Here is a 21150-nt window from a genome sequence, read left to right on the forward strand (position 1 = left end):
TCAACGTCCTGACAGCTGGCGCAGTGCGGAAATGACGCGAGTGACATCGTCATCGGTCATGTCCGGGAACAACGGGAGAGAACAGATGCGGGCGCTGTTCCATTCGGTATTCGGCAGGGAAACCTCCGGGAAGCGCTCGCGGTAATATTTTTGCGTATGGGCCGCACGGAAGTGCAGACCGGTGCCGATACCCATCGCCTTTAGCTTTTCCATCAACGCGTCGCGGCTGATGCCGCAGGCAGCCTCATCGACGCGGATGATAAACAGATGCCAGGCGTGCTGGTGATCCCAGGCCGGGACGGTCAGGGGCGTAAACGGCGTGTCCGCCAGTTCGCGCAGATAGCGCTGGGCAATTTCCGCCCGCCGCTGGTTGGCGTGAGGCAGTTTTTCCAGCTGGACCAGCGCCAGCGCGGCGTTGATGTCGGCAAGATTGTATTTAAAGCCCGGAGCGATCACCTCCGCCTGCGGCGCGCGGCCATGGGTCTGGCGGTCATAGGCGTCCACGCCAAGGCCATGGAATTTCAGGCTGCGGATACGGGAGGCCAGCTCGTCGTCGTCGGTGACAATCAGGCCGCCTTCAGCGCAGGTCATGTTTTTGATCGCGTGGAACGAGAAAATCGCGGTCCCCTGCCAGCCTACGTGGCGGCCCTTATAGTGGGTCCCCGCCGCATGGGCGGCGTCTTCGATCACCGGAATGCCATGGCGCTCGCCCACCGCGCGAATGGCGTCGATATCGGCTGGCGCCCCCGCGTAGTGCACAGGAATAATCGCTTTGGTACGCGAGGTGATCGCCGCTGCCACCGCCTCAGGGGTGATCATCAGATTGTCGTTATCGACATCGATCATTACCGGCGTGGCGCCCAGCAGGCAGATCATATTGAGAGTGGAGACCCAGGTCTGGGACGGTGTAATGACTTCATCGCCAGGGCCAATACCCAGCGCCATCAGGGTCACATGCATCCCGCCGGTCGCTGAACTGACGGCAATCGCGTGGCGGTTGCCGGTCAACTGGCAAAATGCCGCTTCAAGTGCCTGATTCTTCGGTCCGGTGGTGATCCAGCCCGACGTTAAAACTTCACGCAGGGCTGCCAGCTCTGCGTCGCCCATCGACGGGCGCGAAAAAGGCAAAAAATCGCTCATCATCATCCTGTTCTGTAGATGACCCACGCACAAACCTGGGTCGTTAGAATAAAATATCCTGCGCCTGCGGACTTAAACGAAATTAAAATGAAGTGAGTTCAGCGCGGCATTCCATTTCAGGGTATTTCGACCACTATTAATGTAGTCGACCTTGCTTAGGATAATATTAAGAAATTAATCTTTTCTCAGCATAGCCAAATAAATCATTAAGAAACAGAATGATAGGTTTTATTTATGGCAGAATTTTGACAAAAAAGCGTTCCTGTCTGGAAAAGAAAACAGGAACGCTATCGCGGAAAGTAAACGGGGGTTAAACCAGATAACAATTAATGACGCTGTCTTTGTCACGCTTGATGACAAAAAGTTAGCGCAGATCACAAAGTTATTTCTGCTTAATTACAAATTTGCAGGAAAATCAGCTGGCAATTCACTTGCCGGGCAATTAATAACCTCGTCATTATCCGCGCCACAGTCGCGAATGAAGGTGATAGTAGCAAACTCGTCAATCACTTCCGTCGGGTAGGCCGGGCCGGCATCGCGGTACGAATTCATCAGAGGAATGTGATCGTTCTGGAAGCAGACGGTTTTTTCCGGGTTATTCATGATCCAGCGCGGGAAGAAAATGGTGCCGTGGAACAGTTTATCGCCCAGGTTGACGATCAGGCTGACGTCGGTACCGGTCGGTTCGGTCCATGAGATTTTGTAGATACTTTCCCCCACCCGCACGATGTACGCTTCCTGATCTTTCACCCAGCGATTGCCGACGATGCCGCTGTGAATACGGTAGTCGAGGGTGTGGCCGTTTTTGACGTAAATTTCGTAGTTCCAGCCGTTGTCGTAGGTGTAGACCAGATGTTTACCGATAAAGCCGCTGAGGTCATGTTTGTCGAAAGTGCTCATCATTTATTCTCCTCTGTGTTGTTGAGGACAGCATACGTCTTTAAAAATTGAATGAATAACGCTATGTTTGGATTAAATACATCCAAATTTTAGATTAATTATGCACAAGACAACCCTGGAGCAGTGGGCGTTACTCGAAAAGGTAGTGGAATTGGGGAGCTTTGCCAGAGCGGCGGAGGAGACCAATCGCAGCCAGTCTTCGGTGAGCTATAACCTCGCGCTGCTGCAGGAGCGTTTAGGGGTGGCGCTGCTGGCGCCGTCCGGGCGGCGGGCGGTGCTGACCCCGGCCGGCGAACTGCTGCTGAATCAGGTCAAACCGCTGCTACAGGCCTTCGCCTACGTTGAGACGCATGCCGCTACTCTGCGCAATGGGGCGCGCACCCGTCTGGATCTGGTGGTCGACAGCATTTTCCCGCGCCAACGGCTGTTAGCCATTTTGCGCCAGTTTCAGCAGCGTTATCCGCAGACGCAGGTCAGACTCACCGAAGTGCTGGAAAATATGGATGACGAGGGCGCGGCGCGAACGGAAGCCGATGTCATGGTTCTGACCCGCCGCCAGGATATTACCGGCCGCGGAGAGTGGCTGATGAATATTGATTTTATCGCCGTCGCCCACCGCGACCATCCTCTCGCCGCGCTCGACGGTCCGCTGGAGGATAGCGCGCTGGCGCCATGGCCGCTGGTGCGCATTGCCGACCAGACCGGCGATGGCCAGGCGACGCGTGACGCCTGGACTTTCTCCACCATTGACGCCGCCATTGATGCGGTGATGTATCAGGTCGGCTTCGGCTGGCTGCCGGAAGAGCGCATTCGTTCCCATCTCGATCAGGGCGTGCTGAAGCGGCTGCCCCTCAGCCATGGCGCGCGCCGCGCGACGCCGCTGCATCTGATCGTCAAGCGGGATCTGGCGCCGATCGACGAACAGGTGGCCACGCTGCTGGGGTTGTTCCGGGCGCCCTGAGGGGTAAAGCGGCGCCTGCCCCTGCGCATAATCATACGGATTACTTATACTTTTCGGCGCAATATTGATCCAGGTTACTCCGAAAGTATGATGAATCACTAAAATCGTCATACTTTCCTGTCGTTGAGATTGCCGTCTTGTCTATTTTCCGCCTCACTCTGCTGGCGCTGATCGCCTGCGTCCCTCTGCTGGCTCAGGCCGCGCAGCACTCGCTCACCACCGCCTGGCCGGTGAACGTCGGCCCGCTGAATCCGCATCTTTATACCCCCAACCAGATGTTTGCCCAAAGCATGGTCTATGAGCCGCTGGTGAAGTATCAGGCTGACGGCAGCGTGCAGCCCTGGCTGGCGACCCGCTGGCGTCACTCCGACGATGGTAAAACCTGGTGGTTCACCCTGCGCGAGGATGTGACCTTCTCCAACGGCGAACCCTTTAACGCCCAGGCCGCAGCGGCGAATTTCCAGGCGGTGCTCGCCAACCGTCAACGCCACGCCTGGCTTGAGCTCGCCAATCAGATAACCGACGTGCGGGCGCTCAGCGCCAGCGAGCTGCAGATCACCCTGAAAAGCGCCTACGCCCCCTTGCTACAAGAGCTGGCCCTGCCCCGCCCGTTCCGCTTTATCGCCCCCTCGCAGTTTATCGATGGCGGCACCGCCAACGGCATCAAAGCCCCGATCGGCACCGGGCCGTGGCGACTGGCGAGCTCGCAGCTCAATCAGCGCGACGTGCTGGTACGCAACGAACAGTACTGGGGTAATAAACCCGCGCTGCAGCAAATCACCATCAAAGTGATCCCTGACGCCACCAGCCGCGCGGTGGCGTTCGAAACCGGGGAAATTGACATGCTCTACGGCGACGAAGGGCTGCTACCGCTGGATACCTTCGAACGCTTTCGTCATCACCCCGGCTACGTGGCTCGACTCTCCGCCCCGACGGAGACGGTGATGCTGGCGCTGAACGCCAGCCAGGGCCCGACCCGCGAGCAGGCGGTTCGCGAGGCGCTCAACTACGCCGTCGACAAGCAGACCCTCGTCGATAGCGTGCTCTACGGCACCCAGCAGGTTGCCGACACCCTGTTTGCGCCCTCGGTCCCCTACGCCCCGCAGGATCTGACGCCGCGCCGTTACGATCCGGCAAAAGCCCGCGCCCTGCTGGCGCAGGCCGGCTGGCAGCAGCCGGAAGGCCAGCCCTGGCGACAAAAAGCCGGGCAAGCGCTGGCGATTGAGCTGGCGTTTATCGGCACCGACGCGCTGGCTAAATCGATGGCCGAAATTATTCAGGCCAATCTGCGGGAGGTCGGCGTCCGCGTCACCCTGGTGGGCGAGGAGGAGAGCAGCATCTATGCGCGCCAGCGCGAAGGCCGGTTCGGCATGATCTTCAATCGCACCTGGGGCGCCCCCTACGATCCGCATGCCTTTTTAAGCTCGATGCGCGTGCCCTCGCATGCCGATTATCAGGCCCAGCGCGGCCTGCCCGACAAAGCGCTGATTGATAAAGAGATTAGCGAGGTGCTGACCACCAGCGACGAGGCGCAGCGGAAACGGCTGTACCACGATGTGCTGACCCGTCTGCATCAGGACGCGGTGTACCTACCCATCAGCTATGTCTCGCTGATGTCGGTTGCGCGCCAGGAGGTCGGCGAGATCCCGTTCGCGCCGGTGACCACCGAGATCCCGTTCGACCAGATTAAACCGGTAACACCATAATGCTACGCTATATTTTACGCCGCCTGCTGCTGCTGATCCCGCTGTTGCTCGCCGCCTCCGCCATCATCTTTCTGCTGCTGCGGCTCGGCACCGGCGACCCGGCGCTGGATTATCTGCGCCTGTCGAACTTGCCTCCCACGGAAGAGATGGTCGCCTCGACCCGCGAACTGCTGGGTCTCAACCAGCCGCTGGCGATGCAGTATCTGCACTGGCTGTGGCGGGCGCTGCACCTGGACTTCGGCCTCTCTTATGCCACCCGGCGGCCGGTGCTGGACGACCTGCTGCACTTCCTGCCGGCCACCCTGCTGCTTACCGGCGCGGCGCTGGCGCTGATCCTCGTCACCTCGCTGCCGCTGGGGATCTGGGCGGCGCGCCATCGCGATCGCCTGCCGGATTTTGCTGTACGGCTGATTGCCTTCCTCGGCGTGTCGATGCCGAACTTCTGGCTAGCCTTTCTGCTGGTGATGCTCTTTTCCGTGCATCTGCAGTGGCTCCCGGCGATGGGATACGGCGACTGGCAGCACCTGATATTGCCCGCCGTCTCCATCGCCTTTATGTCGCTGGCGATTAACGCCCGGCTGCTGCGCGCCAGCATGCTGGAGGTCTCCGGCCAGCGTCACGTGGTATGGGCGCGGCTGCGCGGGTTGAGCGCGCGCCAGGTGGAGCGGCGGCATATCCTGCGCAACGCCACCCTGCCGGTGGTGACCGCCATGGGCATGCACATTGGCGAGCTGATCGGCGGCACGATGATTATCGAAAATATCTTTGCCTGGCCGGGGGTTGGCCGCTACGCGGTTTCCGCGATCTTCAATCGCGATTATCCAGTGATTCAGTGCTTTACCCTGATGATGGTCACGGTGTTCGTACTGGCTAACCTGGCGGTGGATGTGCTTAACGCGGCGCTCGACCCGCGCCTGCGCCGCCATGAGGAGGTGAGCGTATGAGATGGCTGCGAAACTTCCGCTGGCCGGTGAAACTGGCCCTGCTGGTTATCGCGCTGCTGGCGGTCATCGCCCTCGGCAGCGGCTGGTGGCTGCCCTGGGATCCGGCGGCGATTAACCTGCAGCAGCGGCTGCTGCCGCCAGGGGGGGCGCACTGGCTGGGAACCGATCATCTTGGACGGGATATTTTCTCGCGCCTGCTGGCCGCCACCCGCGTCTCGCTGGGGGCGGTAATGGCCTGCCTGCTGCTGGTGCTGCTGATCGGTTTGGCGGTTGGCGGCAGCGCCGGGCTGCTGGGCGGCCGCGCCGACCGCGGCCTGATGCGCCTCGCCGAACTGTTTATGACCTTTCCGACCTCGATCCTGTCGTTCTTTATGGTGGGGGTGTTGGGTACCGGGCTGACCAACGTGATCCTCGCCATTGCGCTGTCGCACTGGGCCTGGTACGCCAGAATGGTGCGTAATCTGGTGGTCTCCCTGCGCCAGCGCGAATTTATCCTCGCCGCCCGCCTGAGCGGCGCCAGCCAGTGGCGGCTGTTCAGCGACCATCTGGCAGGGGCGGTGATCCCCTCGCTGCTGGTGCTCGCCTCACTGGATATCGGCCATATGATGCTTCACGTGGCCGGCATGTCGTTCCTTGGCCTCGGCGTCAGCGCGCCGACGGCGGAATGGGGGGTGATGATCAACGACGCCCGGCAGTATATCTGGACCCAGCCGCTGCAGATGGTCTGGCCGGGGCTGGCGCTGTTCATCAGCGTGATGGCCTTTAACCTGCTGGGCGACGCGCTGCGCGATCGCCTCGATCCTCACCTGATCGCGGAGCATAGCCACTGATGCCGCAGAAGATCCAACTGCAACAGATCGCCCTTGCCGCCGACCGCCCGCTGGTCAGCGACGTCTCGCTTACCCTGCGCCGCGGCCAGGTACTGGCGCTGCTCGGCAGCAGCGGCAGCGGGAAATCGCTCACCTGCGCCGCCGCGCTGGGCCTGCTGCCGCCCGGCGTCAACCAGACCGCCGGCCGGGTGTTGCTTGACGGCATGCCGGTGCACGGCGAACAGCTGCGCGGCGCGACTATCGCCACTATCATGCAGAACCCACGCAGCGCCTTTAATCCGCTGCATACCATGGCCGCCCACGCCCGGGAAACCTGCCGGGCGGCGGGCCGCGAAGCAAGTGACGCCGCCCTGCTGGCGGCAATGGAAGAGGTGGGTCTGGATAATCCGCGGGCGCTGCTGAAACGCTACCCCTTTGAGATGAGCGGCGGCATGCTGCAACGGATGATGGTCGCCCTCGCCCTGCTCAGCCGCGCGCCCTTTATCATCGCCGACGAACCGACCACCGACCTCGATGCCATCGCCCAGGCGCGGATCCTCGATCTCCTGGCGGATATCGTCGCCAGCCGCGGTCTGGGGCTGCTGCTGGTGACCCATGACATGGGCGTTGTGGCGCGGCTGGCGGATTACGTAGCGGTCATGGAGAACGGTCGCCTCGTTGAACAGTGCGATGTAAATACGCTGTTCAGCGCCCCACAGCACCCGCTGAGCCAACGCCTGTTGGCGGCGCATCTGGCGCTGTACGGACTGGAGAAAACAGCATGAATTTACTCAGCGTCACCGGGGTGAGCCACGATTACCCGCACCACGGCAGGGTCCTGCACGAGATCCAACTCGCCATCGCCTCTGGCGAAACGGTGGCCCTGCTCGGGCGCAGCGGCTGCGGCAAGAGCACCCTGGCGCGGATGCTGGTGGGCCTGGAAACGCCGCAGCACGGCGATATTGTCTGGCGCGGCACACCGCTGACCGCCCTGAAGGGCGAGGCCGTCGGCGCCTTCCGCCGCGATATTCAGCTGGTGTTTCAGGACGCCTTCAGCGCGGTGAATCCGCGCAAAACGGTGCGCGAGATCGTCAGCGAGCCGCTGCGCCATCTGTTGCGCTTGTCGCGCGAGGAACGTGCGCGTCAGGTGGAAGAGATGCTGCAGGCGGTCGACCTTTCCACGACGCTGCTCGATAAACGCCCGGCGCAGCTCAGCGGCGGACAGCTGCAGCGCGTCTGCCTGGCTCGCGCCCTCGCGGTACGGCCGCAGCTGTTGATTCTGGATGAAGCGGTCTCGAATCTCGATCTGCTGCTGCAGGCGGAGATTATCGCCCTGCTGAAGCGTCTGCAGGCCCAGTTTGGCACCGCCTGCCTGTTCATCACTCACGACCTGCGGCTGGTGGAGCGCTTTTGCCAGCGGGTGCTGGTGATGGAGCACGGACGCATCGTCGAAACCGCAACGGTCAGTCTACCGCTGCGCCTGCGCTCCCCTGCCGGACAGGCGCTCCAGCAGGCGGTGCTGCCACCTTTTCCTGCCACTCTGCTTAACGAGGCCATGCCATGCAGCGCGTAACCCTGACTCTTGATGATGACCTGCTGGCCGCTCTCGATGCGCTCAGCGCCCGCCGCGGCTACCACAATCGTTCGGAGGCGGTACGCGATATTCTGCGAGACGCCCTCAACCAGGATCCCGCGCCGTCGGAGCCGCGGCGCGGTTATGCCGTCCTGTCATATGTGTACGAGCATGAAAAACGCGAACTGGCGAGCCGGCTGGTGGCCACCCAGCATCATCATCACGATCTCTCCGTCGCCACGCTGCATGTGCATATCAGTCATGACGACTGCCTGGAGATTGCGGTGCTGAAGGGAGACATGGTCGAGATACAGCATTTTGCCGACGACGTGATTGCCCAGCGCGGCGTGCGCCATGGGCATTTGCAGTGTTTAGCGGATGATTAACGATTTGAAAATTCTTGGGTGGTTTATCAACAGTTGATAAACCACATAAATTATACGCTTTGTTAATTATCCCGCTTCGCCAATAATGGCGCTTCATTTAACGATCTCGTTATGGCGAGGCTCCTGCATAAATACAAGTTACCGCCCTGTTGGTATCGAGAGAGACCACTCAGGGAAATACAGGCTTCCATCGAATCAAGGTGTTGCCAAGGTAACTTCTGTCGGTCATGACCGTTCAGATACGTTATGCAGTGCTAAAACCAGGACGTAGGGATCTGCCTGCGCTAACCCTGTCTTGTTCGCCCCTATGAGTGATTTTTTATAGGGATTTTAATCATGTCTTCCATTCAACTCTGCGCCGCCCATCAGGCGACCTCTGGCTTCAACGGCGATGCCATCGCCCAGTACATGCGTACCGACTTTATTACGCTGCAGGAACATCTCAGCGTCCATGAGGCGCGGGAGCACTTTATCTCGCAGCTCACCAGCGATGATATTCCCGGCCAGGTGTTTGTTGTCGCCGGTAAAAAGCTGCGCGGCAGCCTGTCGGTCAAAAAGCTACTGCAGGAAGGGGATGTCGGGCAGTCTATCCGCTACCTGATGGACAGCTGCCTGTTCCGCGTCAAACCTGACGATGAACGCCCGCAGGTCATTGCCGAGCTCAACGAGCGCGGCCTCGAGCTGGTTCCCGTCGTCGATAAAGGCGAGCTGGTCGGCTGCCTGATGGAAAAGGAGATCGCCCATCTGCTGGAGGATGACGTCACCGAGGACGCTCAGCTGCAGGGGGCGACGCTGCCGCTGGAAAAACCGTACCTCGAGATCAGCCCCTGGACGCTGTGGAAGAAACGCTCGGTGTGGCTGCTGCTGCTGTTCGTGGCCGAAGCCTACACCAGCAGCGTGCTGCAGCATTTCGAAGAAGCCCTGGAGTCGGCCATTGCGCTGGCCTTCTTTATTCCGTTGCTCATCGGCACCGGCGGCAACAGCGGAACGCAGATCACTTCGACGCTGGTGCGCTCGATGGCGCTGGGAGAAGTACGGCTGCGCGATATGGGGCGGGTGATCCGCAAAGAGGTGTCGACCTCGTTTCTGATTGCCTTAACGCTGGGGCTGGCGGGCTGCCTGCGCGCCTGGATGATGGGCATCGGCATGGAAATCACGCTGATCGTCAGCCTGACACTGGTATGCATTACCCTGTGGAGCGCAGTTGTCTCGTCGGTCATTCCGATGGTGCTTAAACGGATCGGCATCGACCCGGCGGTGGTTTCCGCGCCGTTTATCGCCACGCTGATCGATGGCACCGGACTGATTATCTATTTCAAAATCGCCCAGTATTTTCTTGGGTTGAACTGATCATATACGTTCGGGCGCCAGGGCGCCCGAACGCTTAGATTACCCTTCCACCAGCGCCTGCGCGCAGGCCCAGGCGCTTGACCACGCCCACTGGAAGTTATAGCCGCCGAGCCAGCCGGTGACGTCCATCACTTCGCCGATAAAGTAGAGGCCCGGCGCCTTACGCGCCTCCATGGTACGCGACGAGAGCTCATTGGTGTCCACGCCGCCGAGGGTCACTTCCGCCGTCCGGTAGCCTTCGGTACCGTTCGGCTGCACGCGCCAGGCGGTCAGCGTCTCCACCAGCGCTTGCTGATCGCGAACGTTCAGCTGCTTCAGCGTGACATCAGGAATTTGCCCCAGCTGCTGCAGACACTCCACCAGCCGCTTCGGCAACTGCATCGCGAGGGTGTTTTTCAGGCTCTGGTTGGGATGCGCGCCGCGCTGCTCGTTAAGGAATTCCTCAAGATTGCAGTCCGGCAGCAGATTCACGGTGACGAACTCGCCGGGCTGCCAGTAGCTGGAAATTTGCAGCACCGCCGGTCCGGAAAGGCCGCGATGGGTGAACAGCAGATTTTCGCGGAACAGGGTGCCGTTCTCGGCGGTGATGGTCGACGGCACCGAGACGCCGGAGAGAACCTGGAGCTGCTCAAGCAGCGGCTTGTGCAGGGTAAACGGCACCAGACCCGCACGGGTCGGCAGCACCTTCAGGCCGAACTGTTCGGCGATTTTATAGCCAAACGGCGAGGCGCCGAGGCCCGGCATCGACAAGCCGCCGGAGGCGATCACCAGCTTTTTGGTCGCCAGCGTTTCGCCGTTCACCTGAAGCCGATAGCCTTGCTCGTCGCGCTCCACGCTGAGAATTTCGCTGCGCAGGCGGATCTGCACGCCGCCCTTTTCGCATTCCGCCAGCAACAGAGTGACGATCTGTTCCGCCGAATCATCGCAAAACAGCTGACCGAGGGTTTTCTCATGCCAGGCGATGCCATATTTGCCGACCAGCTCGATAAAGTCCCACTGGGTGTAGCGCGCCAGGGCTGATTTGCAAAAATGCGGGTTTTGGCTCAAATAGGCCGCCGGCTCGACATACATATTGGTAAAGTTGCAGCGGCCGCCGCCGGACATCAGAATTTTTCGCCCCGGCTTTTTGCCGTTGTCGAGCAGCAGGACGCGACAGCCAAGCTGCCCCGCCTGCGCTGCGCAAAACATTCCCGCCGCTCCGGCGCCAACGACAATGGCATCAAACCTTTCCACACCGCATTCCTCGTTCCCCAATTGTCGGGTTTTGTAAATATTTCACTCTGGTCACACCAGCGGGAAAAATCCCGCATTAGATACATCATTGAAAGATATAGGATTACTCCCAACAGGGTAAAACCTAAACAGGAAGAAAATCAAAAAAAGTCTATATTTCACTTTGCCCGCGCAGCTAAAGTCACTGATAATGCGCCGCGTTCATGTCCTCAAAATGGCGTAACGTCCTATGCTACATTTATTTGCCGGTCTGGATTTACATACCGGACTATTATTATTGCTTGCTTTAGCTTTTGTACTGTTTTACGAAGCGATTAACGGTTTCCATGATACCGCAAACGCGGTGGCTACGGTTATCTACACTCGCGCTATGCGCTCACAGCTCGCTGTGGCGATGGCGGCGCTCTTCAACTTCTTCGGCGTTCTGCTGGGCGGTCTCAGCGTAGCCTATGCCATCGTGCATATGCTGCCGACCGATCTGCTGCTTAACATGGGTTCCGCGCATGGCCTCGCCATGGTGTTCTCTATGCTGCTGGCGGCGATCATCTGGAACCTCGGGACCTGGTACTTCGGTCTTCCGGCATCCAGTTCTCATACCCTGATTGGCGCCATCATCGGTATTGGTTTAACCAATGCGCTGATGACAGGCACCTCCGTGGTTGATGCGTTGAATATCCCGAAAGTCATCGGCATTTTTGGTTCGCTTATCATCTCGCCTATCGTTGGTCTGGTGATTGCGGGCGGCCTGATTTTCCTGCTGCGCCGCTACTGGAGCGGCACCAAAAAACGGGCGCGTATCCACCTGACTCCGGCGGAGCGTGAAAAGAAAGACGGCAAGAAAAAGCCGCCGTTCTGGACCCGTATCGCCCTGATCCTGTCCGCTATCGGCGTGTCGTTCTCTCACGGCGCTAACGATGGACAGAAAGGCATTGGTCTGGTGATGCTGGTCCTGATCGGCGTCGCCCCGGCGGGCTTCGTGGTGAATATGAACGCCTCCGGTTACGAAATCACCCGTACCCGCGATGCGGTCAACAACGTGGAAACCTTCTTCCAGCAGCGCCCTGACCTGCTGAAGAAAGCCACCGGCGTTGACCAGCTGGTTCCCTCTCCGGACACCAATACCGCGGCCAACGGCGAGTTTCATTGCCATCCGGCGAACACCATCAACGCCCTTGACCGCGTGAAGACCATGCTGACCGGCGTTGAGAACTACGAGTCGCTAAAACCGGAGCAGCGGGGCCAGCTGCGTCGCATCATGCTCTGCATCTCCGACACTACCGACAAAGTGGCGAAACTGCCGGACGTGAGCGCTGACGACCAGCGTCTGCTGAAGAAACTGAAAACCGATATGCTGAGCACCATCGAGTACGCGCCAATCTGGATTATCATGGCGGTCGCGCTGGCGCTGGGTATTGGCACCATGATCGGCTGGCGCCGCGTGGCGACCACCATCGGTGAGAAGATCGGTAAGAAGGGCATGACCTACGCCCAGGGGATGTCGGCGCAGATGACCGCAGCGGTCTCAATCGGTCTGGCGAGCTACACCGGGATGCCAGTTTCCACCACCCACGTGCTCTCCTCCTCGGTAGCGGGGACGATGCTGGTGGATGGCGGTGGTCTGCAGAAAAAGACGGTAACCAGCATTCTGATGGCCTGGGTACTGACCCTGCCGGCAGCGATTATCCTTTCAGGCGTCCTTTACTGGCTCTCCCTGAAGCTGATTTAAGCGTTATTCGTTCAAAACGGGCCAGCTTGCTGGCCCTTTTTTTATTCTGAAAATATCGTTAGTGCCAGATCATCAGCGCAATCAGGCTCACCACCACCAGGCCGCACAGGGCGCTGGTCAGAATAAACTGGCGACGAACACGTTCGCAGCGACGAATAAATTCATCGTCATGATGGTCACGGTAGCGCTGGGCATAGATATACCAGACCAGCCGCATCTGTTTGCTGGGCTGCCCGTGCGAGGTAAAAAAGCCGCCGCCATCGACGTACTGATAGAGCAAGGGATCGCAACCACGTAGCACAACCAATAATGCACGCAACGATGAGAAGTAGCGTGCCATATTCACCACACAAACGACACACAGGGCCCAAAACAGCGCAATAGTGCTGATCATACCTCCTCCCCGGCGACCCGCCCACGGAGAAATCCTCCGCGGCTACCGCTCCCCAAATAACCGACGACAATACCGTAAAGAGTGCGATTCCGATCACATTTATTTTTCCGACCGGCTCATTAAATAGTGTAGGAGATCCATTAATTTTTTTACCACAAGGTTATTCGTTATCAATACGTAAGACGGATAAATTTGTTTAGCTTTTAGGTGAACCCAGTGCATTGACGGAGTGCGGGGGGCGCTATAAGGTAAGAAATATCTTCTACAATGAAGTCCTTAAAGGCTACCCTCCCGCGAATGTAGCACGCAGGACGCGGGCGAAACGGCAGCGCCAGCTGTCAGGTCCAATGGTCATCGACAAACTTATGGAAGGAGTAACACTATGGCTTACAAACATATTCTGATTGCAGTAGACCTGTCCCCGGAGAGTAAAGTACTGGTTGAAAAAGCCGTTTCTATGGCCCGCCCTTATAACGCAAAAGTCTCCCTGATCCACGTGGATGTAAATTACTCCGACCTCTACACCGGGCTGATTGACGTGAACCTCGGCGATATGCAAAAACGCATCTCCGAAGAGACCCATCACGCGCTGACCGAGCTCTCGACCAACGCCGGCTACCCGATCACCGAGACCCTGAGCGGCAGCGGCGACCTGGGTCAGGTGCTGGTCGATGCGATTAAAAAATACGATATGGACCTGGTGGTCTGCGGCCACCATCAGGACTTCTGGAGCAAGCTGATGTCCTCTGCCCGTCAGCTGATCAACACCGTCCATGTCGACATGCTGATCGTCCCGCTGCGCGACGAAGAAGACGAATAACCCTCCCGTTGTGTCATGCCAGACGCCCGCCGCTGCGGGCGTTTTTATTTTCGCTTCCGCCCCGCCAGACAACAGAGCTTAAATCCATAAAAAAGCCATTCCATTAGTGTGATCAGCCAGTTATTCACTAAAACATCTATATAATAATCTACTCATTAAGCCAATAACCGCAGCATGGCGAGTTATCAGACATTTTCGGCTCGTTCTGGCATACGCGTTCATACTTTTTGGGAAAGTAATACAAGGCGAAGGAATATGAATACAACTGCAACTACGGGCTTGCTGCAGCAACCTCGTCCGTTCTTCATGATCTTCTTTGTGGAGCTCTGGGAACGTTTTGGCTATTACGGCGTTCAGGGGATCCTGGCGGTCTTCTTTGTTAAACAGTTGGGCTTCTCTCAGGAACAGGCCTTTATCACCTTCGGCGCCTTCGCGGCGCTGGTTTACGGGCTGATCTCGATCGGCGGCTACGTGGGCGACCATCTGCTGGGGACCAAACGTACCCTGGTGCTCGGCGCGGTTGTGCTGGCAATCGGCTACTTTATGACCGGGATGTCGCTGCTGAAACCGCAGCTGATCTTTATCGCCCTCGGCACCATCGCCGTCGGCAACGGTTTGTTTAAAGCCAACCCGGCGAGCCTGCTGTCAAAATGCTATCCGCCGAAGGATGCCCGTCTCGACGGGGCGTTCACCCTGTTTTATATGTCGATAAACATCGGTTCGCTGTTGTCGCTGTCGCTGGCGCCGGTGATCGCGGAAAAGTTTGGCTACGCGGTGACCTATAACCTGTGCGGCGCGGGGCTGATTATCGCGCTGCTGGTCTACTTCGCCTGCCGCGGGATGGTAAAAGATATTGGCTCCGAGCCCGATCATCGCCCCCTCAGCCTGCGCAATCTGGCGCTGGTGCTGGCCGGTACGGTGGTAATGATTTTTCTCTGCGCCTGGCTGATGCATAACGTGATGATCGCCAACCTGGTGCTGATTGTCCTGTCGGTCGTGGTCATTGCGTTCTTTTTCCGCGAGGCGTTTCGCCTTGATAAAACCGGGCGCAACAAAATGTTCGTCGCCTTTATCCTGATGATCGAGGCGGTGCTGTTTTACATTCTCTACGCCCAGATGCCGACCTCGCTGAACTTCTTCGCCATCAACAACGTCCATCATCAGATCCTGGGTTTTACCATCAACCCGGTCAGCTTCCAGGCGCTGAACCCCTTCTGGGTGGTGGTGGCCAGCCCGGTGCTGGCGGCGATTTACACCCATCTCGGTCATAAGGGTAAAGACCTGACCATGCCGGTGAAATTTACCCTCGGGATGTTCCTCTGCGCGCTGGGCTTCCTGACCGCCGCGGCCGCCGGGATGTGGTTCGCCGACGCCCAGGGATTAACCTCGCCGTGGTTTATTGTGCTGGTTTATCTGTTCCAGAGCCTGGGCGAGCTGCTGATCAGCGCCCTGGGGCTGGCGATGGTCGCCGCGCTGGTGCCGCAGCATCTGATGGGCTTTATTCTGGGGATGTGGTTCCTGACCCAGGCCGCCGCGTTCCTGCTCGGCGGCTATGTGGCGACCTTCACCGCGGTGCCGGAAAATATCACCGACCCGCTGCAGACGCTGCCGGTTTACACCAGCGTGTTCAGTAAAATTGGCCTGGTGACCCTGGGGGTCACGGTGGTGATGGCGCTGATGGTGCCTTGGCTGAACCGGATGATTAATACCCCGGCCAGCGCCGAGTAACCGTTTAAGATGGCCGATCCGCACTGGCGCCGTTTGTTCAAATATTACGGTTCCCGGCTTGCGCTACGCTGAGCCGGGCTACAATGCGGTAGCCCGGATAAGGCGCGTTGCGCCGCTATCCGGGAGATACCACCACGGCGTAATATTACTCCGGTGTGCCGGCGTAGATATCAAACCGATGCCCTTTGGTCACCACCGCGTTCGGCGTGGCGACTTCCGCCAGCGGCGGCGCGTAATCCGGGCGCTTTACCACCACCCGTTTGGTCGCCAGCTGGCGCGCCGGGGCCAGCAGGCCATCGGCGTCTAAATCAGGCCCCACCAGCGACTGAAAAACGCGCATCTCTTTCTTCACCAGCGCGCTTTTCTGCTTATGCGGGAACATCGGGTCGAGGTAGACCACCTGCGGACGCGGGGTGATATCGGTCAGCGCCGTCAGGCTGGAGGCGTGGATCAGCTGCAGCCGCTCCTGCAGCCAGCCGCCGATTTCCGCATCGGCATAGCCGCGGGCCAGACCATCGTCGAGCAGCGCGGCGACCACCGGATTGCGCTCCAGCATCCGCACGCGGCAGCCGACCGACGCCAGCACGAAGGCATCGCGCCCCAGGCCGGCGGTGGCGTCAACCACATCCGGCAGATAATCGCCTTTAATGCCCACCGCTTTGGCTACCGCTTCACCGCGGCCGCCGCCAAACTTGCGCCGGTGGGCCATCGCCCCGCCGACGAAATCGACGAAGATACCGCCAAGCTTAGGCTCATCGCGCTTACGCAGCTCCAGATGCTCAGCGGTCAACACCAGCGCCATTAGGTTATCGTCATCCTGCTCCAGCCCCCAGCGGGCGGCTAAAACAGATAAGGCGCCGTCTCCGGCGCCCGTTTCATCAATTAAGCAGATCTTCACGTAGCAATCAGCCTTTGATCCCGTAATGCTCAAGCATCGCATCCAGCTGCGGCTCGCGCCCGCGGAAGCGTTTGAACAGCTCCATCGGCTCTTCGGAACCGCCGCGGCTCAGGATATTGTCGAGGAACGACTGACCGGTTTCACGGTTGAAAATCCCCTCTTCTTCGAAGCGTGAGAAGGCGTCTGCCGCCAGCACGTCGGCCCACAGGTAGCTGTAGTAACCTGCCGCATAGCCGCCAGCGAAGATGTGGCTGAAGGCGTGCGGGAAGCGGCCCCAGGTCGGCCCCGGCACCACGGCGACCTGCTTTTTAATCTCGGCCAGGGTCTCAAGGATTTTCGCTCCCTGCTCCGGTTTGTACTCCGCATGCAGGCGGAAATCGAACAGGCCGAACTCCAGCTGGCGCAGAATAAACATCGCCGCCTGGTAGTTTTTCGCCGCCAGCATTTTCTCCAGCAGCGCCTGCGGCAGCGGTTCACCGGTTTCATAATGACCGGAGATAAAGGCCAGCGCTTCCGGCTCCCAGCACCAGTTTTCCATAAACTGGCTCGGCAGCTCGACCGCGTCCCACGGCACCCCGCTGATGCCGGAAACCCCGGCGGTATCGATGCGGGTCAGCATATGATGCAGACCGTGGCCGAACTCGTGGAACAGGGTGATCACTTCGTCGTGGGTGAACAGCGCCGGTTTGCCGTTGACCGGACGGTTGAAGTTACAGGTCAGGTAGGCGACCGGCTTCTGCAGGGAGCCATCCAGCTTACGCATCTGGCCGACGCAGTCGTCCATCCACGCCCCGCCGCGCTTGTGCTCGCGGGCATACAGGTCGAGATAGAAGCTGCCGCGCAGCTCGTTGTGTTCGTCATACAGCTCGAAGAAGCGCACTTCCGGATGCCACACATCGACATCGGTACGCTCTTTGGCGGTAATGCCGTAAATGCGCTTCACCACTTCGAACAGACCGTTAACGGCTTTGTTTTCCGGGAAATAGGGGCGCAGCTGCTCATCGCTGATGCTGTAGAGATGCTGTTTCTGTTTTTCGCTGTAGTAAGCGATGTCCCACGGCTGCAGCTCTTCGACGCCGAACTCGGTTTTAGCGAAAGCGCGCAGCTGGGCCAGCTCTTTTTCGCCCTGTGGACGGGCGCGTTTTGCCAGGTCGGTGAGGAAGTCGAGCACCTGCTGCGGATCCTCCGCCATTTTGGTGGCGAGGGATTTAAAGGCGTAGCTGTCAAAGCCCAGCAGCTGCGCCAGCTCGTGGCGCAGAGCGAGGATCTCCGCCATCACCGGGCTGTTATCCCATTTCCCGGCGTTCGGCCCCTGATCGGAGGCGCGGGTGGAATAGGCGCGGTACATCTCTTCGCGCAGCGCCTGATTGTCGCAGTAGGTCATCACCGGCAGGTAGCTCGGGATATCCAGCGTCAGTAGATACCCTTCCTGCTCTTTGGCCTGGGCCTGCGCCTGAGCGGCGGCCAGCGCGCTTTCCGGCATACCGGCCAGATCGGCGACGTCGGTCACCAGCTTGTTCCAGCCCATGGTGGCGTCAAGAACGTTGTTGCTGTACTGGTTGCCCAGCTCAGAGAGGCGCGCGGCGATTTCACCGTAGCGTTTCTGTGCCTCCGGCGGCAGGCCAATACCGGATAATTCGAAATCGCGCAGCGCGTTATCAACCGCTTTTTTCTGCGCGGTATTCAGCGTGGCGTAGTTATCGCCATCGCGCAGGTCGCGGTAGGCTTTATACAGGCCTTCATGCTGGCCGACCCAGGTGCTGTACTCGGAGAGCAGCGGCAGCGTCTGTTCGTAGGCCTCGCGCAGTTCCGGGCTGTTTTTTACCGAATTGAGATGGCTGACAGGCGAGAAGATGCGTCCCAGCACATCGTCCACTTCCGCCAGCGGCTGGCAAAGATTTTCCCAGCTATACGGCGCGCCGTGCGCCACCGCGCTTTCCACTGCGGCCCGGCAATCCTCCAGCGCTTTGGTGACCGCGGGGACCACGTGCTCTGGTTTGATCGCAGAAAAAGGCGGCAGGGAAAAAGGCGTCAGTAATGGATTGGTCATATGCGCTGTCCTGTTGAAAGGGGTGAATGAAGCGCGCGTCCGGCGCTTATGCATGAGATCTAGAATGGGGGATAGTTGGGGGAATTTCAATGACGGGCGGTGCGTCAGCCTGGGTATTGCTGCGATAAGTCCGCCCGTTGCCGGAAAAACGCGGCACGCGGTGCAGCGTGCCGGAAACCGCATTAATGCCCTTTTTGCGCCATTTCCCAGGCCGCCGACAGATTTACCCGCTGCCAGAACTGCTGCTCGGGGGTGGCGCCGGACAGCGGGTAGCCCGCCGGCAGCGCGGTATTGACCATCAGCGCCCGGCGCTGGGCCGCAGACAGCTGCGGCAGGGCAGCCTCCAGCAGCACTTCCGCCCCCTCCGGCACCTGCAGGCGCGGCTGCGGCCCCGTCTGCCGCGGCAGGTCGTAGGTCATGGTGAAACGAGTGAAATCACGCATCGCCGGATCGCGCCAGGGATCGTCTTTCACGCTGCTCTTCGCGCACTCGGCAAGCGATGTGCCGCAGGCTTTCGCCAGCGCGGCGCGCAGCTGATCGCGGGCTTCGTTAAATAATACCCGGTAGCGCGGATCGTTAAGATAATGGGCCACGTTGCGCTCGGCCACCATCCGCGAGCCGATCACATCCAGGGGATAGTGGACACCCAGCACGATGCGCGAATAGCCATAGCGTGCGCCGCGCGCCACCAGCGCGTCGTAGCGCTCCGGGATCATCGCCGCCAGCAGCAGCGCATCAGTATAGCCAGTGTTGGTGTGACCGCTGGGGAACGAGCCGCCGTCGGCGGTATAGGGCTGGTTATCCTTCACCACCACGTCGTCCGGCACCAGGTGAATGGTGTTGCCCTGCACCAGAAACGGCCGCGGATTGTTGTAGTGCTTTTTCGCCTCGCCGGTGCTGACCTCCGAGGCTTTGATCAGCGCCGCCGCTTTCCCTAGCGCGCCCTGGTCATAGGCGGTCAGAAACGCGTTACCCAGCCGCGGCCCCAGCGCGTCGCTGAGGAAGTAGAGGTAGCTAATCCCTTCCGCATCGGCCAGCGCCTGACGGCGGGTGGTCTGTACGGCGTCGCGGTTAATGGCGGTGACCGTCGCCAGATTCTGCTGCACGACGGTCTCCGGCAGGCTGCTGAACGCCGACAGCAGCGCAATGCCCGCCTGCTGATTGGCCCGGGTCTGGAAGTCATAGCCGCTGGCCTTCAGCCAGGCGGTATCGGCCTGGGTTTTGTTTTGTTTCGCGTGCGCCAGCCGATCGCGTGTCAGCGCGGCGGCATCCCCCTGCAGAGCGTGGCGCAGCTGCGCCAGTGCCTGTTGCTCAAGATCGTCATACGCCTGGCTGGAGGCAGCCGGCGTCACGCTATTGGCGAGGGCCGCCGCCCTGTTCAGCGGGATGTCTTTAGCCAGAACCGGTTGCGCCAGCAGCAGCGCCACGGCCAGCAGCGAGAGTTGATTTTTCATTATTTTTCCTTTTATTCAAACAATTACCTTGCCTGTATCCGACGCTAGCGCGGCCGTTTGACGCTTTTATGACAGCGTTATGTTTTGCAACGCTTTTGGCAGAAATGAAACAGCGCGGCGGCGCAGCGGTAATCTCGGCCGATCTGCGGTAAACTATCGGTTAACTTGTTTATTTCCCGGAATCTCTGCATCCATGCTCAGTTATCGCCACAGCTTTCACGCAGGCAACCACGCCGACGTCCTCAAACACACCGTTCAGAGCCTGATCATCGAAGCGCTGAAAGAGAAAGAAAAACCGTTTCTCTACCTGGACACCCACGCCGGCGCGGGCCGCTATCAGCTGAGCGGCGAGCACGCCGAGCGTACCGGCGAGTATCTCGAAGGCATCGCCCGGATCTGGCAGCAGGACGACCTGCCGGCAGAGCTTGAGCCCTATATTTCGGTGGTCGAACACTTCAACCGTAACGGCCAGCTGCGCTACTACCCGGGCTCCCCGCTGATCGCCCGCCAGCTGCTCCGCGAGCAGGACAGCCTGCAGATGACCGAGCTGCACCCGAGCGACTTCCCGCTGCTGCGCGCCGAGTTCCAGAAAGACAGCCGCGCGCGCGTCGATAAAGCCGATGGCTACCAGCAGCTGAAAGCTAAGCTGCCGCCGGTCTCGCGCCGCGGTCTGATTCTGATCGACCCGCCGTACGAAATTAAAACCGACTATCAGGCGGTGGTGACCGGGATTAACGAAGGCTATAAACGCTTCGCCACCGGCACCTACGCGCTGTGGTATCCGGTGGTGCTGCGCGCGCAAATAAAACGCATGATCAAAGATTTAGAAGCCACAGGTATCCGCAAAATTCTGCAAATCGAGCTGGCGGTGCGTCCGGACAGCGACCAGCGCGGCATGACCGCCTCCGGGATGATCGTCATCAACCCGCCGTGGAAGCTGGAGCAGCAGATGAACAATGTGCTGCCGTGGCTACACAGCAAGCTGGTGCCGGCCGGTACCGGTCACACGACCGTCAGCTGGATCGTGCCGGAGTAATCGCAACCATCGGTGGAACCTTTTACGCCTCGCGCTACAATC

Annotated in this window: 19 protein-coding genes and 1 riboswitch; of the genes, 12 read left to right on the forward strand and 7 right to left on the reverse strand. The window is 59.6% G+C overall.

Annotated elements, in window-relative coordinates:
* Both arnB and ACQUTI_RS19600 read right to left on the reverse strand, forming a co-directional pair.
* Positions 1-1140, reverse strand: a complete 1140-nt coding sequence (arnB, locus tag ACQUTI_RS19595; RefSeq protein ID WP_004202075.1) for a UDP-4-amino-4-deoxy-L-arabinose aminotransferase — start codon at positions 1138-1140, stop codon at positions 1-3.
* Positions 1141-1536: 396 nt separating this feature from the next.
* Positions 1537-2043 carry a phenolic acid decarboxylase gene (locus tag ACQUTI_RS19600; RefSeq protein ID WP_012540376.1) on the reverse strand — a complete coding sequence of 169 codons (507 nt, stop codon included), beginning with the start codon at positions 2041-2043 and terminating at the stop codon, positions 1537-1539.
* Positions 2044-2140: 97 nt separating this feature from the next.
* On the opposite strand from ACQUTI_RS19600, the gene ACQUTI_RS19605 reads away from it, so the two are divergent.
* The 8 genes from ACQUTI_RS19605 (at position 2141) to ACQUTI_RS19640 (ending at position 9769) form a co-directional block, all read left to right on the forward strand.
* A complete protein-coding gene (locus tag ACQUTI_RS19605; protein WP_428923345.1) occupies positions 2141-3001 on the forward strand; it encodes a LysR family transcriptional regulator in 861 nt (286 codons plus the stop codon).
* A gap of 137 nt (positions 3002-3138) precedes the next feature.
* Positions 3139-4707 carry a nickel ABC transporter substrate-binding protein gene (gene nikA, locus ACQUTI_RS19610; RefSeq protein ID WP_032456700.1) on the forward strand — a complete coding sequence of 523 codons (1569 nt, stop codon included), beginning with the start codon at positions 3139-3141 and terminating at the stop codon, positions 4705-4707.
* Entirely contained in the window at positions 4707-5651 is a 945-nt protein-coding gene (gene nikB / locus ACQUTI_RS19615; protein WP_017899990.1) for a nickel ABC transporter permease subunit NikB, read from the forward strand. Before nikA ends, nikB begins: the two co-directional genes overlap by 1 nt.
* Positions 5648-6481, forward strand: coding sequence for a nickel ABC transporter permease subunit NikC (gene nikC, locus ACQUTI_RS19620; protein WP_004202068.1), 834 nt, complete (start codon positions 5648-5650; stop codon positions 6479-6481). The genes nikB and nikC overlap by 4 nt, the downstream gene beginning before the upstream one ends.
* On the forward strand, positions 6481-7245 hold the full coding sequence (gene nikD / locus ACQUTI_RS19625) for a nickel import ATP-binding protein NikD (protein WP_064178579.1): 765 nt from the start codon (positions 6481-6483) through the stop codon (positions 7243-7245). The genes nikC and nikD overlap by 1 nt, the downstream gene beginning before the upstream one ends.
* Positions 7242-8033, forward strand: a complete 792-nt coding sequence (gene nikE, locus ACQUTI_RS19630) for a nickel import ATP-binding protein NikE (protein ID WP_053809895.1) — start codon at positions 7242-7244, stop codon at positions 8031-8033. The genes nikD and nikE overlap by 4 nt, the downstream gene beginning before the upstream one ends.
* Entirely contained in the window at positions 8021-8419 is a 399-nt protein-coding gene (gene nikR, locus ACQUTI_RS19635) for a nickel-responsive transcriptional regulator NikR (protein WP_004202063.1), read from the forward strand. The genes nikE and nikR overlap by 13 nt, the downstream gene beginning before the upstream one ends.
* Before the next feature lie 98 nt (positions 8420-8517).
* A riboswitch (M-box (ykoK) riboswitch) is annotated at positions 8518-8699 on the forward strand.
* A gap of 56 nt (positions 8700-8755) precedes the next feature.
* Positions 8756-9769: a magnesium transporter gene (locus ACQUTI_RS19640; protein WP_017899992.1), complete on the forward strand. Its 1014-nt coding sequence runs from the start codon at positions 8756-8758 to the stop codon at positions 9767-9769.
* Between the two features lie 39 nt (positions 9770-9808).
* Here ACQUTI_RS19640 and ACQUTI_RS19645 read toward each other — a convergent pair whose 3' ends face one another.
* A complete protein-coding gene (locus tag ACQUTI_RS19645; RefSeq protein WP_004204939.1) occupies positions 9809-11002 on the reverse strand; it encodes an NAD(P)/FAD-dependent oxidoreductase in 1194 nt (397 codons plus the stop codon).
* A gap of 229 nt (positions 11003-11231) precedes the next feature.
* Here ACQUTI_RS19645 and pitA point away from each other — a divergent pair, with 229 nt between their 5' ends.
* Positions 11232-12728, forward strand: a complete 1497-nt coding sequence (pitA, locus tag ACQUTI_RS19650) for an inorganic phosphate transporter PitA (RefSeq protein WP_004204940.1) — start codon at positions 11232-11234, stop codon at positions 12726-12728.
* Between the two features lie 58 nt (positions 12729-12786).
* On the opposite strand, the gene uspB is transcribed toward pitA, so the two are convergent.
* Complete coding sequence (gene uspB, locus ACQUTI_RS19655; RefSeq protein ID WP_002921203.1) at positions 12787-13122, reverse strand: universal stress protein UspB; 336 nt, start codon at positions 13120-13122, stop codon at positions 12787-12789.
* 382 nt (positions 13123-13504) lie between these two features.
* On the opposite strand from uspB, the gene uspA reads away from it, so the two are divergent.
* Entirely contained in the window at positions 13505-13942 is a 438-nt protein-coding gene (gene uspA, locus ACQUTI_RS19660) for a universal stress protein UspA (protein WP_004145166.1), read from the forward strand.
* Between the two features lie 255 nt (positions 13943-14197).
* Entirely contained in the window at positions 14198-15670 is a 1473-nt protein-coding gene (dtpB, locus tag ACQUTI_RS19665; protein ID WP_122542131.1) for a dipeptide/tripeptide permease DtpB, read from the forward strand.
* A gap of 145 nt (positions 15671-15815) precedes the next feature.
* Here the strand turns inward: dtpB and rsmJ are convergent, their stop codons facing one another.
* The 3 genes from rsmJ to ACQUTI_RS19680 form a co-directional block, all read right to left on the reverse strand.
* Positions 15816-16568: a 16S rRNA (guanine(1516)-N(2))-methyltransferase RsmJ gene (gene rsmJ / locus ACQUTI_RS19670; protein ID WP_004204942.1), complete on the reverse strand. Its 753-nt coding sequence runs from the start codon at positions 16566-16568 to the stop codon at positions 15816-15818.
* A gap of 7 nt (positions 16569-16575) precedes the next feature.
* Positions 16576-18618, reverse strand: coding sequence for an oligopeptidase A (gene prlC, locus ACQUTI_RS19675; protein WP_004204943.1), 2043 nt, complete (start codon positions 18616-18618; stop codon positions 16576-16578).
* 182 nt (positions 18619-18800) lie between these two features.
* The gene (locus ACQUTI_RS19680; protein ID WP_043522527.1) at positions 18801-20072 is read right to left on the reverse strand and encodes an acid phosphatase; all 1272 of its coding nucleotides are present in this window, start codon (positions 20070-20072) and stop codon (positions 18801-18803) included.
* A 193-nt stretch (positions 20073-20265) separates the two neighbouring features.
* Between ACQUTI_RS19680 and ACQUTI_RS19685 the strand changes: the two genes are divergently transcribed.
* Complete coding sequence (locus tag ACQUTI_RS19685; RefSeq protein WP_004204945.1) at positions 20266-21108, forward strand: 23S rRNA (adenine(2030)-N(6))-methyltransferase RlmJ; 843 nt, start codon at positions 20266-20268, stop codon at positions 21106-21108.
* Positions 21109-21150: the final 42 nt, after the last annotated feature.

The organism is Klebsiella sp. 7-CIP_Kleb. (genome assembly GCF_050378655.1).
Lineage (GTDB): Bacteria > Pseudomonadota > Gammaproteobacteria > Enterobacterales > Enterobacteriaceae > Klebsiella > Klebsiella quasipneumoniae.